The organism is Paenibacillus sp. Marseille-Q9583, assembly GCF_976954365.1.
Genome location: NZ_CDRJTB010000022.1, coordinates 22,068 through 37,683, shown reverse-complemented (window position 1 = coordinate 37,683; position 15,616 = coordinate 22,068). Strand labels below are relative to the sequence as shown.

The following is a 15,616-nucleotide window of genomic DNA, read 5'->3' as shown; positions in this document are numbered from 1 at the left end:
TTTTTTTTGTTGTGGGGGATGGTTTGTAAAGTTGAGATTGACCCTTATTTTTACATATGAGAGAATAATGGAAATTTTAAGATGAAAGGAAAATAATGTATGAGCAATCATTTCCGATTCATTCCTATTAGTCAACTAGCAGATAAATTTCCGGAAGGATCTTGGTGGGCGAAGTTTTACCAGGATTTCAGTGACGAGCAGCTAGCCGCTTATTATAAAGGGGATTTGACGCTGCCTTCTCTTAATCTGGATTGGGAGCAGGCTTTCCCGCAACAAAAAGAGGTAATCATCATTTTTATCGATGGGAATTTTACTGTAGACAATCTCTATAATAAAGAAACAGATGGTGCCATAGGGCTTATGGTAACCGGTAATTTGAATGCGAAAAATATAGCTGTAGGCGGTCAGGAAATCTATGTTTCGGGCAATCTGAGGGTTGAGGAAATATTGTGCGGCACCTACAATCATGGGGAAACAATTGTTATAGGTGATCTTAGCGCTGCGGTTTTAGTTCAGGATGACGAGTACAGCATCAAAGTAGACGGGCAGAAATCTATTGCATGCTTAGTAAATGTATGGGAGGGAGACGGCGTATTTCAGGAGCTTCCGGTGGACATTCATGAGGTGTTGATTGATGAAGTTTTTCTGGATATGGATGAGGAGTACACTGAATTTTCCTTTTGTACGCTGGTAAATGTTATTGTAGAAGGGCGTTCCGCATTGAAAAAAGTAAATGAACCCCTCACTAGAAAGAAACCTGTTCATTTATATTTTACCCATAACACGATCAATGAGGAAAATATATTGAAATTGACTCAGTGTATTTTAATGACGGATGACAAACCATCTTTTGATTTTCAGGAGCAAGGCGTATTTTTCAAAGTTCAACTGGAGCATATTGATGCAGACGGGGATGAGCGGGATCTCAGCGTTTATATGAAAGATGACCGGCATCACTATTATATTTGGCTGGAGCAAGATCATTCCATCGGTTTGTTGAGGAGAACTATAGATGAGGGGTCTGAGTGGGAGCACATTACAGAAGAGTCTCAGGAACAGCTAGCGGAGATTAGCGATTGCTGGACTATGCTGCTGACCTGTATTAATATGGCTGAGCTTTATTTACGAAACATTGAGGTGCGGTATGTGCAAGACATTTTGCAACACGCTGTAATTCAGGAATTATATTCGGAAGAAGAGGAGGATGACGGGTTCTGGGACGGCTCAAAATATTACAGCTTCCGTAAAGCGCATACGGACGAGGACGGAGACTACCTGCATGCTCGGATTGAAATCAAGACTCCAGATGAGGCGTATTATTTTTATACAGTGGATCATGGAACTTATGTTTCCCGGCATTATCAGCCGCCCAATCAATATGGCAAGCAGGACATGTCTTTTTTGGACCTTAGGCGCTGGGAGGCATCAGAGCAGTATTTTACAAGATTTAAGCAATTTATTGATCAGATGATAGAGTCTGGTGTGGGTAGTTAGATCTTGACATGCTTTAGAGGGAAGGATGATAGAAATGCCAAATGATAACCAAGCTTCTCCTTCAGCTGGTTCTGTTATAGAAGTTGGTAGTTATCCTATCAACCTGACAGGTCCACGCAGTCACACTATTGTCCTTAAGCCCGGTGTAGGCAGCTTATCCATGGGTCCGTCGCAATTGGGGAAGAAGGCAGACCTTCATGTCGAGTCTGATGCGAATATCGATTGGACCGTATTCGATGTCTTTGCCACACCGGCTGGCTCTCCCTGGCCGCGATTTCTGCATTATACAGGCAGTGATTCAGGCTTCTTTGACTGGGCACAGAAACGTCCCATTGAAGAGATGACATGGACTCCGATCCTGTCTGAAGACACGGTGGCGGACGCCAGCCAGTCCAATTTGCATGGCTTGCATGTTGAGTTGGCCCCATCTGGGAGGTCTCTTAGCCTAATGCTTCCGAAGCAGCCTTTCCGCCTGAGTGTGTCCGGTGATCTATCACGCTTCTCGGCCACAGGCGATATGCCATCTTCACTGACACTAGCGCCGCGCACCGGCCGACGCAAGAATGATCCTCCTTTCTTGCTGCCCTACATGGGTGAGTTGCACAAGGTAACGATCCTGACGCTACAGAACACACCACTGGGACAACCCATCTCGCTGGAGTGTCTAAACCGGTTCCCAAACCTAACCTCACTGAGTTTGTGGGGAAACTTCTGCGACCTGGACTTATTGGCTCATCATGCCCAGTTAACGAATCTGGAGCTGCGCTTCATGCCTGATCTGGGGGACTTGCCGACCTTGAACGTATGGCCGTTGCTTGACAGATTTATCGCTTACAATGTGGGAGAGATCGCTGGTAAGCGTCTAAAACAGCAAATGAAAACACGCGCAGAAACCCGCCCTTGGACCGACCATGCTTCAGTGAGTCAATTACGAAAGCCTGAGTGGTGGACGACTGAGTTTGGGCGCCCGTTCTCGTCCTGGCCTAAACGTCTGGCTAAGCTGGCTAATGAAGCTTACAACGTTGCACGGGTAACCTTGTCCGAGGCCTGTAGCTTTGCTGAAGCCCAGGCTGCCATAACCACATTCACCATGCGCTTCAACAACGTCAGAGGCATCGAAACCACCGAACGAGAAGATCTTAGTGAAGCGGTATGGCAACTCAGCCAGTCTGATCACCTGATTGGCCAGCCAATAGAAGAGGAGATGGCTCAATGCTGGTTCGATGCAGCGCGTGATTACTGAATGAAATGAAAGTTCAGTCTAAATCTAAAAGGAATCGGGAGGTTCGAGGCGCTGCTGGAAATCGCGTTGCACATTTACAAAAGAAATATTCCGGCTTTACAGGCTGCAATTGCTGCAGGCTCCTACACCATCATTTTCTGACAAGTAATTAGAGTAGTCCTGCTACATTCGTCTGATATAGCTAAACTGATTAATGCTGGGACCCGGATATCGGGTTTCAGTTTTTTTTTTTTGAATGGAGGTAAGAATCCATTATGCAAATTTCGCCTGGGGCCTTCATTTTAGGCCTCATATAAGGCTCTGTCTACAGGTTTGATTCATCGGTTTCTATTAATTTTCCTCCGAAATATAAAAACAGATTGCTTATGAGAATTTTGTGAGTGAGCTTTGATAGGATGATATTTGATGCTTTGTAAGAATCATTGGAAGTACCTGGTAGTAGTAGATCGTAAAAGGCTTACATACAAGCTAAGCTCAAAAAGGAGGAAATTAAAGTAATGAATCGGAGAAGTAGAACTCATTTTGCAGGGAAATTGTTCGTATGGTGCATGGTAATCTTGATGATTGCTACAACTCTATTTGCCTATCCTGCGCTTGCAGCCAAGGGATGGAGTCAATATGGTAAGGCTGGATCAGAAGAAGGCACGAACCCGGGTGAGTTTGGGTACCCCGTCGGTGTGGCAACCGATAGCCTAGGTAATGTTTATGTCGCCGATTACGATAATAATCGCATCCAGAAGCTCGACATATCCACAGGTCTATGGGTGGAGTGGGGGAAAGGTGGCGGAGCAGCAGGCAGTGCCCTTGGAGAGTTTAATAGTCCAACAGGCATTGCTGTAGACAACAGCGGGAACATCTATGTTGCCGATAAATTAAACCATCGGATCCAGAAGTGGGACGCCGTCACAGGAAAATGGAAGAAGTGGGGAAAAGAGTACAATGGTAAATATGTTATAGATAATGGGTGGGGAACTGCACCCGGTGAGTTTCGCATTCCATCTGATGTGGCTGTAGACCAGGACGGAAATGTTTATGTGGCAGATACGACAAATCAGCGCCTCCAAATGCTTGATGCAGCAACTGGGAAATGGATCATTTTTGGGAAAAATGGACAACGGACAGGAAGCCAGCTCGGAGAGTTTAATCAGCCAACCGGTGTGGCAGTGGACAGCAAAGGCAATGTATATGTGGCGGATCGTGATAACCATCGTATTCAGAAGGTAAAGATCGAAAAAAATAGAGTGGAGGATAATGGTGGGAATGTAACGTATGATTATACAACTAAATGGAGCGAGTGGAAGAAGGAAGGCGGCGGTCCAGGAAGTAATTTGGGTGAGTTTGATGAGCCCAACGGTGTTGAGGCAGATAACCAAGGCAATGTATATGTAGCGGATAGCAATAACCATCGCATTCAGAAGCTAAATATAGCATCGAATAAATGGACGAAGTGGGGAAAAGAATACGACGGTCCAGATCTCCCTAATAATGGTTATGGAAGCGAACTCGGAGAGTTTGATTATCCAACAGGTGTGGCGATCGATCGTATGGGAAATGTGTATGTAGCTGATTTCGGAAATCATCGCATCCAGAAATTGGCCAAATATTTGCCGCTCTCAGCTGGTCAATCTCATTCCGTGGCTTTAAAAACAGATGGTACTGTATGGACTTGGGGGGGCAATCAGACTGGTCAGCTTGGATTGGGAGATGCAGGGCTTGAAACCCATCGCAAGACTCCTACGCAAGTAAAGAAAGAGGACGGGACTAATCTGGTAGCATTGCAGGTCGCAGCAGGAGGTTCTCACACTGTGGCATTAGATCCTGATGAACGTGTATGGACCTGGGGAAGTGATAACAACGGCCAATTGGGGGATGGTACTTCTGGATCAAGTCGAAATAAACCCTACATGGTAGATAGTATTACTGATGTAATAGCTATTGCAGCAGGCACATCTCATACTGCAGCTCTAAAGAGAGACGGTACTGTATGGACGTGGGGATGGAATGGAGAGGGTCAATTAGGGCTTATAAACACAGATCCCCAAGTTACCCACCCTAAGCAGGTCATGCTTGCAGATGGAACAACCCCGTTGATCGCCAAATCCATATTCGCGGGATATGACCAAACATTAGCAATCGATATGGATGGTACACTTTGGATGTGGGGTTCACAAGGTGATAATAAGAATAAATTTATACCAGAGAAAGTAAAGCACAGCGATGATTCAGACTTTAAAGCCCTATCTGCTTCAGCAGGTTCTAGATTTACGGTTGCTCTAGATAATGAAGGCAAGGTATGGACATGGGGATACAATAGTACTGAAGGAGCATTGGGAAATGGCAAAAGCGACAATGTTTCAGAACCTTACCCTCTCCAAGTAAGCGGACTTACGAATGTTATGGCGATTGATGCAGGCTCTATGCATACATTGGCTTTAAAGGAAGATGGTACTGTCTGGGCATGGGGATTCAATAAATATGGTCAGATAGGTAATCTGAGCAATGTTAATAGTCCAATTCCCGTATTCGTGCGTAATCAAGACGGGAACATCTTTCATGAAGCTATGGCTATTGCCGCGGGAGGTAATTATGCTGATCATTCTCTAGCAATGAAGGATGACGGTACAATCGTTGCCTGGGGTAATAATGGTGTTGGACAACTAGGAAATGGTAAGAACGTTAATAAAAATTATGCAGAAGATGTTCCAGGTCTTACCTTCACCGTAACCTTTGATTCGCAAAACGGAAGTGAAGTAACACCTCTATCCGATATTGCAAGGGATGCAAAGCTCATAGCACCAGATGCTCCAACAAGATCAGGTTATACATTTGCTGGTTGGTATAAGGACACTGAGTATAATAATCCTTGGGATTTCGAGGCTGATACTGTAACTGCAAATCTGATTCTTTATGCCAAATGGACAGAGAACCAAACCTATACAATTGCACCAATAAGTAACCAGACGTTAACGGAACTAACCGCTGGTTACGCGAATGGAACCCAGAAAGCAAATTCAATTACGATCACTCGCACGGGAACGGGCGACCTTGAGAATCTAACAGCAGCGATCAGTGGAACGAATGCAGGAAGCTTTGAAATTGCTGAGCCCGATGTGACCAAGCTGGATAAAGATACGCCATCTGCGACTTTTACAATAAAGGCTAAGGATGGATTGGAAGCAGGAACCTATACGGCGATGATTGCAGTAAAAGCAACCAACATGACCGATGTAACGTTCACTGTAACACAGGTGGTAAAAGCATCATCAAATCCGGACCCATTGACCTATACAATTGCACCAATAAGTAACCAGACGTTAACGGAATTAACCGCTGGTTACGCGAATGGAACCCAGGAAATCAAGTCAATTACGATCACTCGCACTGGGACGGGTGATCTTGAGAATCTAACAGCAGCGATCAGTGGAACGGATGCAGGAAGCTTTGAAATTGCTGAGCCCGATGTGACCAAGCTGGATAAAGATACGCCATCTGCGACTTTTACAATAAAAGCTAAGGATGGATTGGAAGCAGGAACCTATACGGCAATGATTGCAGTAAAAGCAACCAACATGACCGATGCAGTGTTCACTGTAACGCAAGTGATAAAAGCATCATCAAATCCGGATCCAATACCGACTTATACAATAGCACCAATTCGTAACCAGTCGTTATCTTTATTAACTGCTGGTTATGCAAATGGTACACAAGAAACCAAAACAATCACGATTACTCGTACAGGCACTGGCGATCTAAATAACCTGTACGTAGTGAATAGCGGAACACAAGCAGGTAACTTTGAAATTGCAGGACCTGTTGAAACAAAACTGGACTATGGTACGCCGTCAACGACTTTTACAATAAAATCAAAAGATGGATTGGAAGCAGGTACCTTTACGACGACGATTACAGTTAAAGCATCGAACATGACTGATGTTGCATTTGATGTAACTCAAACAGTAAAAGCACCTTCGAATCCAGAACCATATCCGAATCCTGATCCAACACCACCAGTAGCGCCTTTAACACCAACTAAAGAAGTGATCTTGGTGGATGTACGGGCCGGAGAAGGAGAAGTCATTTCCAAAACGCCGATCACCCGAACAACAAAACCGAACGGTACGGTAAAAGATGAAGTCATATTTACGTCGGAGCGTGCGAAAGAAGCGGTTGAACAGTTAAAGAATAAAACGGACAAAACCGCACGCATCGTCATTCCCGACGAGAAGGACAAAGTATCGCAGGTCGATGTAACGCTTCCTGCCAGTGCGGTAGGTACGTTGTCGGCTGGGCAAGCAAATCTCGAAATCTACACCGACAATGTCCGTATCGTCATTCCAAGCGAAGCCTTGAATGGCTTCGACAAGGACCTCTACTTCCGTCTTGTTCCGATAAAGCAAGCGAGTGAACGGAAAGCGGTGGAGGAACGGGCGAAGAAGGAAGAGCAAATCCGGGAAATCATTAAGGGTCAAGAGATCAAGATCTTAGGTCGTCCGATGACGATCGAAACGAACATGCAGAGCCGTCCCGTGACGCTTGTTCTGCCGCTTAAGGACAGCTTGCCGCAGAATGAAGCCGAACGCCAAGTGATCTTGGACAATCTCGCCATCTTTGTCGAGCATAGCGATGGAACCAAGGAACTGATTCGTGGAGAATTGGTTGCGTACAAGCAAAACGAGATGGGCATCCGATTCAACATCAATAAATTTAGTACGTTCACCATGGTTTATATGAAAGGCTGGAAGGAATACTTTGTGTCGCAGCAGCAAGCTGAAGCGGGAACACATAAGCCGTATATTAAAGGGTTTATTGACGGCACCTTTGGTCCGGAGAAAACCGTAACCCGTTCTCAAATGGCGGCAATGCTGGTACGTAATCTCGAAACAGAGTACAAAGTTAATGGAGCTTCGGTTTCGTCCTTCAAGGATACCGACGCAAAGCATTGGGCATTCCAAGAAATGGAGATCGTAAATCAGGTAGGTATAATGCAGGGATACATGGATGGACGCTTTGGCGCTGAGGATGGTATTACGAGAGCGGAGATGGCTGTCATCGTGGATCGCTGGATAGCGAAACAAGGCAAAACCAAGGTTAGAACAGATCACGAGATGATCTATACTGATCTTTCCGACAAACACTGGGCAAGCAAAGCGATTATGCGCATCCAAGGTTATGGCATTATGGAAGGTTATCAGGGCAATACGTTCAAACCAAATCAAAAGCTTACCCGCGCAGAAGCGGTGAAAATATTAAATCGCCTGTTCGATCGTGGGCCGCTGTATGGAGTCGAATCACCAAGCTTTACTGATGTACCAAGCACCCACTGGGCATTCTATGAAATCGAAGAAGCAGCTAAAGCGCATCAATGGGTGAAGGATAACCAAGGCAGAGAGAGTGAAAAATAGTATGACAGTTAGTGAAACATAGGAAGAGGATAGGATGAAACACAAGGACTCGTCGTATATGGATGATCAAGTTCTCTAACTTCAAAAAAAATGTGAAAGAGCTTCTCCGCTTCGAAAAGCTGGAGAAGCTCTTTCGTGTCACCTTAGAAATGATATGCAAAGCTTTATTTTATGTAGCGACGAGTTTTTTGGGAATAATGAGAGAAAAGAAGAGGTGGAAATGAAGTATATCGTTGATCTCAAAAATTTGCCTGCGGAAATGATTTTATAGGATTATCTCCGCAAGGCAATGTATCCCCTGCTCAATCGATGCTTCATCTACTTTTGCAAACCCCAATACCCATCCCTTTCTTTTGCTATCCAGACAATAGGGTCCAAGAGGGTAAACACGTATTCCATGTTGTAGGGCTAAATTTGTCACAGTTTCTTCGTCGTATGATTCCTCAGCCTCAAGTAACATATGCAATCCTGTTTCTACTCCACTGAGTGTAAAACGCTCCCCTAAACCACTAGCCATAATAGCTTTTGTCATGACTTCGTGTCTTCTTCGATATACATTTCTGACTCTTCTCATATGCCGCATAAAATGACCATTTTTAATGAAATGGGTTAGTGTTAGCTGATCCATAATCGGAAGATGACGGTAAGTCAGCTCCTGTACCTTCGCTAGTTGAGCGATTGCCTCGACTGAACCTATAATAGCTGAAATACGAATGCCAGGAGCAATCATTTTAGAGAAACTCATGAGATACAAAGTATTATTGGATGCCTGACTAAACAACGTTGGTAGCGGCTCCCCACGATACCGGAATTCACTATCATAATCGTCTTCAATGATCCAAAACCGTTCTTGAACCGCTTTATGTAGCAATTGTTGCCGACGGGGCTCCGACATAACGACCCCTACTGCGCACTGGTGAGAAGGGGTGGTAAAGATCAGTTTGGATTGAGGGTGAATATGCTCCACCACTAGACCATACTCATCAATGGGAACAGGTACCACATTCATTCGTCGATATTTCATCGCCATCCAAGCAGCTGGGAAACCGGGATCTTCTACTGAAACTGTGTCCCCATCAGCTAAAAGCGACTGTGCGATTAAGTCGATACTATGTTGAGCTCCTGAGGTCAACAGAATCTGATTGGTTTGGATATGTATGCCCCGTTCAAGGGATAAATAACGCTGTATTTGCTCACGTAATGGTGTGTAACCGTAGCAATTACCGTAAGCCCAGCTTGATAAATCCATTTCAGCAGATGCGTGTAGCAGCGATTGCCGCCAGCTTTTTTGAAATTGTTCATCCAAATAGGGTTCATGAGGACTGAAATCAATATCCACTTCTAGCTGTTCTTTACCTCTGAACCAGTCATGTAAATGATCAACAGCTGAGTCTAACAAGGAGAGTGAAGGAGGGGTGGGACCCCCTGTTTCTATTTCCTTCGTTGAAACATTGAATTGCTTCCATTTACTAACTCGCGTTCCTCCTCGGCGAGAGGTAACGGTATAACCTCGACTTAACAATTCCTCATAGACGATCTGTATAGTTGAGCGTGAGACACCTACGATGTGAGCTAGTTCGCGGGTAGGTATTAGTAATTCTCCTGGCGCCCAGACTCCGCTAGTAATATTATGAATCGCTTGATCAAGCAATTGCTGCCAGATCGGTCTCTTATCATTACGAATTACTTTCATCATCGTACACACCTCCAAATAGAAGCCTATTATAATAATATTAATTATGGATTGCTCTAAACGGTGATTTTTGGATATTTTAATGCAATCCATACATTGATATACTACCGTAACAACGCTGGTATTCGCAATTTGGTCGTTGCCGCACGCTAGAGTTAAAGGAGAGATATCAATATGAATTCGGTTCGTTACAAGAGCAGGGAATGCCTGGATCAAGAGAAGATTGAAAGGTTCCTTAAGCAAGCGAGATTGGGTTATCTTGGGTTGGTTGATGGCAATCTCCCCTATGTTGTACCACTTAATTATGTATGGACTGAAGGGAAACTCTATTTTCACGGGGCTGGAGACGGAAGGCGTAATCAGGTGATGAGTGATAATTCAGAGGTGTGTTTTACGGTATGTGAGGAATACGGAACCATTACGGATCCGGTACCTGCGAAGACGGATACAGCTTATATGAGCGTAATGATATTCGGACAAGCAGAACCGATCACAGATTTGGATGAAGCCACTCATGTACTTCAGGAAATGATGAATAAATATGTACCGGGTTACTATAATCGCCCCTTGTCCAAGCAGCATGTGGAGAAGTATAGGTCAGCTGTATTCGGCGGTCCGGTTCAAGTTTATCGGGTCATTCCGAGCCATATGACGGCAAAAGAGAGTCCTATTGAAGCGGAAAAAATGTATAAAAAGAGCATGGATAATGAACGTCAAGTTTAAACACAAGATATGCCGGCTTCGCTAGAAATTTCATCAAAAAAAAGCCTTTTGGATTAAAATCCAAAGGCTTTTTGTATGCTTGTTTTTTTCAAGACCTTATTCAACATCATAATTGATCAGAAAGAAAAAGTCTATACTTTGGGCTGGATTTTATTTACTATTGTGAAGCCGGCAAAACTTAATAAATGGAGTGTTGTTAATGGACGTTACCTATCATCTCGATCAGGCCGACTTACAGGATTATATTGGACGGATTTTTGGCACCAGTTATTTAGTTGCTCGTGTTTCACGAATGCACGGTGGCGCACAAAAGGTGGTCTACAAGATTGAGTGCAGTAATGGATTTTCCTGCGTTTTGTATGTGTGGGATCTTTCCATGAATTATTTTGAAGAAGAAAAAGCGAATGAAGATATAAATGAACAGTCCTATGGAAGTGATTTGTTTGAATTAAACAATAAGTATTTAACACAACATGGAATTCAGACCCCAGCACTTTATGATCTGAACAAGGAAAGAGATCGTTACCCATTTGATTATGCGCTCGTTGAATATATAGATGGACGTAAGGCAGAAGAATATTTTCATCATGCTGATTTACGTGTTCAAGATAAAGTGTTTCAGCGGCTAGGGGACATGCTTACTACTATGCATACCAACGAAAGGCGTATCTTTGGGAAAGCGAATGCTAACGAGATCATCTCAGAACAATGTCATTTCTTACAAATGGAAAATGCGAAAGTACAGCTAGCTTATGCCTCTCAATATATAGAGAAGATCGCGTCTAATCAAAGTAAACTGCTCGACAAGTTGCATGAGTTAGAATCAAGAATTAAGCCCAGACAGCAGTACGGATTTATACACGGGGAACTGGGCCCTGACCATGTATTGGTTAATGATAAGCTGGAGCCCTTTCTGATCGATATCGAAGGAGCAGCGTTCTTCGATATTGAGCATGAGCATAGTTTTTTGGAGATGCGTTTTGGAGATTTCTATCGGTATCTTAAGAACGATAAGCTTGATCCGGATAGGCTGTTATTTTATCAATTGCATCACCATATATCATTAACTTCAGCGGGTTTAAAGCTACAGCATAGAGGATTTCCAGATCAACAATTCGCAAAAGGTCTAGCTGAATATCAATCTGAACGTGCGCTTAGGTTTATCGAAAAATGAAGAATTGAAAATGAAGCAAGAAGCGGCGCGTCATCTCTTTTCAAATATCGTAGGAGCTGAATATTCGAGTTATTACACGGTAACGTTTCAACGAAGCGAAGGGGGAGTCAACCTAACCCAGGGGAGACTCCCTCTCTCTTGTGCGTTCTAGGGACAAAACTGACGGTAGTCAAGAGGTGTATACGAAAGTAAAGACTAGTATATAGATGGGGGTCATTCCCTTTCCTATACTAGAACTAGGAAGAGAAGCTGCATGAAGTAGATGCACGACCTATTTTGAGACCATGTGGAGGGGTAATATGAAGAAAAAAAGTAGAATACTTCTGATCGTCGCATTGATCCTAAGTTTAACTATCACGGCATGCGGCAAAACCACAAATGAAGGGGAGAAGCAGCCTGAGAAGCAGCCTGAGACACCTGTGGAACAAAAAAATGAAGTGATTGAAGTTTCAACAGTTTCGGCAAGTGATCAGTATCTCAAATTCGACGAGGGCGAAAGCTTTGAGAAGAACTCGGTCTATGATGCGTATGAGAAAGATATCGGCGTGAAGCTCAAGAATAAATGGGTGTCCGCCGATGACGTTCAATTCAAGGAGAAAGTGAAAATGTCCATCGCCTCCAATGATCTTCCGGACTTCATGAAGGTTAATGCTACACAGCTGAAAGAACTGACCGAAGCGGATATGATTATGGATATCACGGACGTATATGACAAGAATGCGACGGATGAGACGAAGAAATTCTTGTCGATGGATGGCGGAATGCAACTGAAGACCGCCACTTTCGACGGTAAACTCATGGGGATTCCAAGTTCTTATAATCCGTTCCAGTATCAGTTCCTCTATGTACGCACGGACTGGCTGAAGAAATTGAACCTGCCGGAACCGAAGACGATGGCGGATCTCTTGACGATCGCAGAAGCGTTCAAAACAAAAGATCCAGGCGGCACTGGGAAACCGTATGGAATTGTAATTAGCAAGGATCCATTTAACAACCAGTCCACAGCTGTTACAGGACTAATAGCATTCTTGAATAGTTACCATGCTTATGAAAATCTTTGGATGGAAGACGGAAATGGCAATTTGGTCAACAGTGACATTCAGCCTCAAGTGAAAGACGCACTTATGGCGCTGCAGGAAATGTTCAAGAAAGGATTAATTGATCCTGAGTTCGTCGTTAAAGATGTGGAGAAAGCAGCAGAGCTCCTCTATAACAACAACGCAGGTATCGTATACGGCCAGTCTTGGGTACCGGCTCAGCTCGCTAAAGGCGCAGTAAAGGATGGTAAAGTCGTACAAGAGTGGGGTGTATTCCCGATTCCATCGGTGGATAGCGAACCTGCACTATCGCAGATAGGTTTGGGTGTTGACGAATATTATGTTATCTCCAAGCAAGCGAAGCATCCGGAAGGCGTTATTAAATTGCTGAACCATTGGATTGTCGTGGATAATCATCCGACGCCAGAACAGAAAGTGTATGAGTATGGTAAAGACCTGAAGGAGAAAGGCAACAACTACTGGCTTCTAAGCCCGCTTCGTGTTGGTAAACAAAAGGATAATAACGGTGAAATATTGCCAAAAGCGATCGAGAACAAAGACGAGAGCATTTTGGAGACGAAAGATCAAAAAACTCGTTACGAGCGTGCCATGAAGTATGTTGACGGTACCGATATCAACATGTGGTGGGAATATCTGATCTCAGGTCCAAAAGGTGCATATTCACTTGTTCCTGAAATTCAGAACAATAAACAGTACCTACAAAACAAATTCTATGGCGCACCGACTCCAACCATGGCAGATCGACAAGAAATCCTGAAGAAGAAGCGGGATGAAGTATACTTCAAGATTATGATGAATCAAGTATCCGTGGATGAATTCGATAAATTCGTAGAAGAGTGGAAAAAGCTTGGCGGCGACGAAATGACCAAAGAAGTCAATGAATGGTACGCGACTCACAAACAATGATAGCAGGAGAATCGAGGGGTTGAACACAAACGACCTCTCTTTTCTTTAACCTAGTTCTTCATTTTTAGTCCTATAGCGAGGTGGATGGCATGAATGTATTAACGCGTATGTGGAAAAGGGAGTGGCCGCTTCACTTGATGTTGGTTCCTGGGATCGTATTGGTGCTCATCTTCAGTTATATCCCGATGGCCGGCATTATGATGGCCTTTCAGAAATACGTACCGAATAAAGGGTTGTTCGGCTCACCATTTATTGGTCTTAAAAACCTTCAGTTACTGATGGATTACCCCGATATCGGTCGGATATTCTTCAATACAGTATACATTGCGGTGATGAAAATTGTAGCAGGTATGATCGTTCCGGTCACCATAGCGATACTTCTGAATGAGCTGCGGAAAGAATGGGTCAAACGGACCTTTCAGACGCTCGTGTACTTGCCGCATTTTCTATCATGGGTCTTGTTAAGCGGTATTTTAATCGATGTATTGTCTCCATCTTCCGGTATTCTCAATCAAGTGCTTGGCTTGTTTGGTATCGACCCTGTTTTTTTCCTGGGAGACAATAAATGGTTCCCTTATGTCATGGTCATATCGGATGTATGGAAAGAGTTCGGATTTGGTACGATTGTCTATCTGGCTGCGCTTACCGGTATTAATCCGTCACTGTACGAGGCAGCGGAGATCGACGGCGCAGGACGCTTTAAGCAGACGTTACATGTGACGCTGCCGGGGATGCTTCCTATTATCGTTCTCATGTTTACGCTTAGTATCGGGAATGTGCTGAATGCCGGATTTGATCAAATCTTCAACCTGTACAGTCCTCCGGTCTATGAGAGCGCGGATATTATCGACACCTTCGTATATCGTATGGGGATTGAGCAAGCACAGTTCGGTTTCGCTACGGCCGTAGGACTGCTGAAATCCGTCATCTCTTTCATATTCGTATCTATGTCCTATATCTTAGCCTATCGTGTAGCGAATTACCGCATTTTCTAATGCAATTGTCGGTAATTCAGAAGGGAGACACATCGTGCGTACTAACAGATCATTCGGAAGGAAATTGTTTTTGATATGTAATTTCATTTTTCTGGCATCCGTATCTTTGTTATGCCTCATGCCTATTATTCATATTTTGGCGCTCTCGTTTAGCTCCGGGCAGGCAGCATCCGCCGGAAAAGTCATCCTGTGGCCAGTTGAATTCACAACGGCTGCTTATGCTAACGTATTTGGAAAGCCTGAATATTTACGCGCATTCTGGGTATCGATTCAGCGGGTCCTTATGGGAACGACAATCAGCATGTTCCTGACGATAATCACGGCCTATCCATTATCCAAAGATTCTCGCCAATTTCGGCTGCGGACCTTCTATTCATGGTTCTTCGTATTCACGATTTTATTCAGTGGCGGGCTTATTCCAAACTATTTAACCGTGAAGAACCTTGGGATGCTCGATACAATCTGGGCTTTGGTGCTGCCGGGAGCGGTCACGGTGTTCAACGTTATTCTACTGCTGAATTTCTATCGCAGTCTGCCCAAAGAACTTGAGGAATCTTCGCTGCTCGATGGGGCGGGTCAATTTACTACCTTATGGAAAATATATGTGCCGCTATCGTTGCCGGCATTGGCAACGACAGGTCTTTTCACCATGGTGGGACATTGGAATAGCTGGTTTGACGGTATGATTTACATGAATCATCCCGAGAATTATCCGCTGCAGACCTTCCTACAGACGATCATTATCAAAATGGATTTCCGCTTTATTAAACCTGAGAGGGCAGAATTAATGATCAAATTGTCCGATCGTACGAGCAGAGCCGCTCAAATTTTCGTAGCAGCATTTCCGATTCTAATCGTGTATCCGTTCTTGCAGCGATTCTTCATTAAAGGAATTGTGATGGGGAGTGTCAAAGAATAAAATAGGGCA

The 15,616-nt window shown here is 44.1% G+C and carries 9 protein-coding genes; 8 read left to right on the top strand and 1 reads right to left on the bottom strand.

All coding sequences use genetic code 11. The annotated features are described in order from the left end of the window. The first annotated feature begins 99 nt into the window (after positions 1 to 99). From ACWNM1_RS12655 to ACWNM1_RS12645, 3 genes are all read left to right on the top strand, one after another. Complete coding sequence (locus tag ACWNM1_RS12655) at positions 100 to 1,494, top strand: hypothetical protein (RefSeq protein WP_449601184.1); 1,395 nt, start codon at positions 100 to 102, stop codon at positions 1,492 to 1,494. A gap of 34 nt (positions 1,495 to 1,528) precedes the next feature. Then, a complete protein-coding gene (locus ACWNM1_RS12650; RefSeq protein ID WP_449601223.1) occupies positions 1,529 to 2,737 on the top strand; it encodes a hypothetical protein in 1,209 nt (402 codons plus the stop codon). A gap of 497 nt (positions 2,738 to 3,234) precedes the next feature. Beyond that, on the top strand, positions 3,235 to 8,139 hold the full coding sequence (locus tag ACWNM1_RS12645) for an RCC1 domain-containing protein (RefSeq protein WP_449601183.1): 4,905 nt from the start codon (positions 3,235 to 3,237) through the stop codon (positions 8,137 to 8,139). Positions 8,140 to 8,404: 265 nt separating this feature from the next. On the opposite strand, the gene pdxR is transcribed toward ACWNM1_RS12645, so the two are convergent. Next, on the bottom strand, positions 8,405 to 9,835 hold the full coding sequence (gene pdxR, locus ACWNM1_RS12640; RefSeq protein WP_449601182.1) for a MocR-like pyridoxine biosynthesis transcription factor PdxR: 1,431 nt from the start codon (positions 9,833 to 9,835) through the stop codon (positions 8,405 to 8,407). Positions 9,836 to 10,006: 171 nt separating this feature from the next. Here pdxR and ACWNM1_RS12635 point away from each other — a divergent pair, with 171 nt between their 5' ends. The 5 genes from ACWNM1_RS12635 to ACWNM1_RS12615 all read left to right on the top strand — a co-directional run bounded on the left by ACWNM1_RS12635 (position 10,007) and on the right by ACWNM1_RS12615 (position 15,607). Further along, complete coding sequence (locus tag ACWNM1_RS12635; protein WP_419885122.1) at positions 10,007 to 10,555, top strand: pyridoxamine 5'-phosphate oxidase family protein; 549 nt, start codon at positions 10,007 to 10,009, stop codon at positions 10,553 to 10,555. Positions 10,556 to 10,799: 244 nt separating this feature from the next. Further along, complete coding sequence (locus ACWNM1_RS12630; protein ID WP_449601222.1) at positions 10,800 to 11,729, top strand: phosphotransferase family protein; 930 nt, start codon at positions 10,800 to 10,802, stop codon at positions 11,727 to 11,729. A gap of 299 nt (positions 11,730 to 12,028) precedes the next feature. After that, on the top strand, positions 12,029 to 13,693 hold the full coding sequence (locus ACWNM1_RS12625) for an extracellular solute-binding protein (RefSeq protein ID WP_449601181.1): 1,665 nt from the start codon (positions 12,029 to 12,031) through the stop codon (positions 13,691 to 13,693). 89 nt (positions 13,694 to 13,782) lie between these two features. Further along, entirely contained in the window at positions 13,783 to 14,688 is a 906-nt protein-coding gene (locus ACWNM1_RS12620) for an ABC transporter permease (protein ID WP_449601180.1), read from the top strand. 34 nt (positions 14,689 to 14,722) lie between these two features. Further along, entirely contained in the window at positions 14,723 to 15,607 is an 885-nt protein-coding gene (locus ACWNM1_RS12615) for a carbohydrate ABC transporter permease (RefSeq protein WP_042191389.1), read from the top strand. The last annotated feature ends 9 nt before the right edge of the window (positions 15,608 to 15,616 follow it).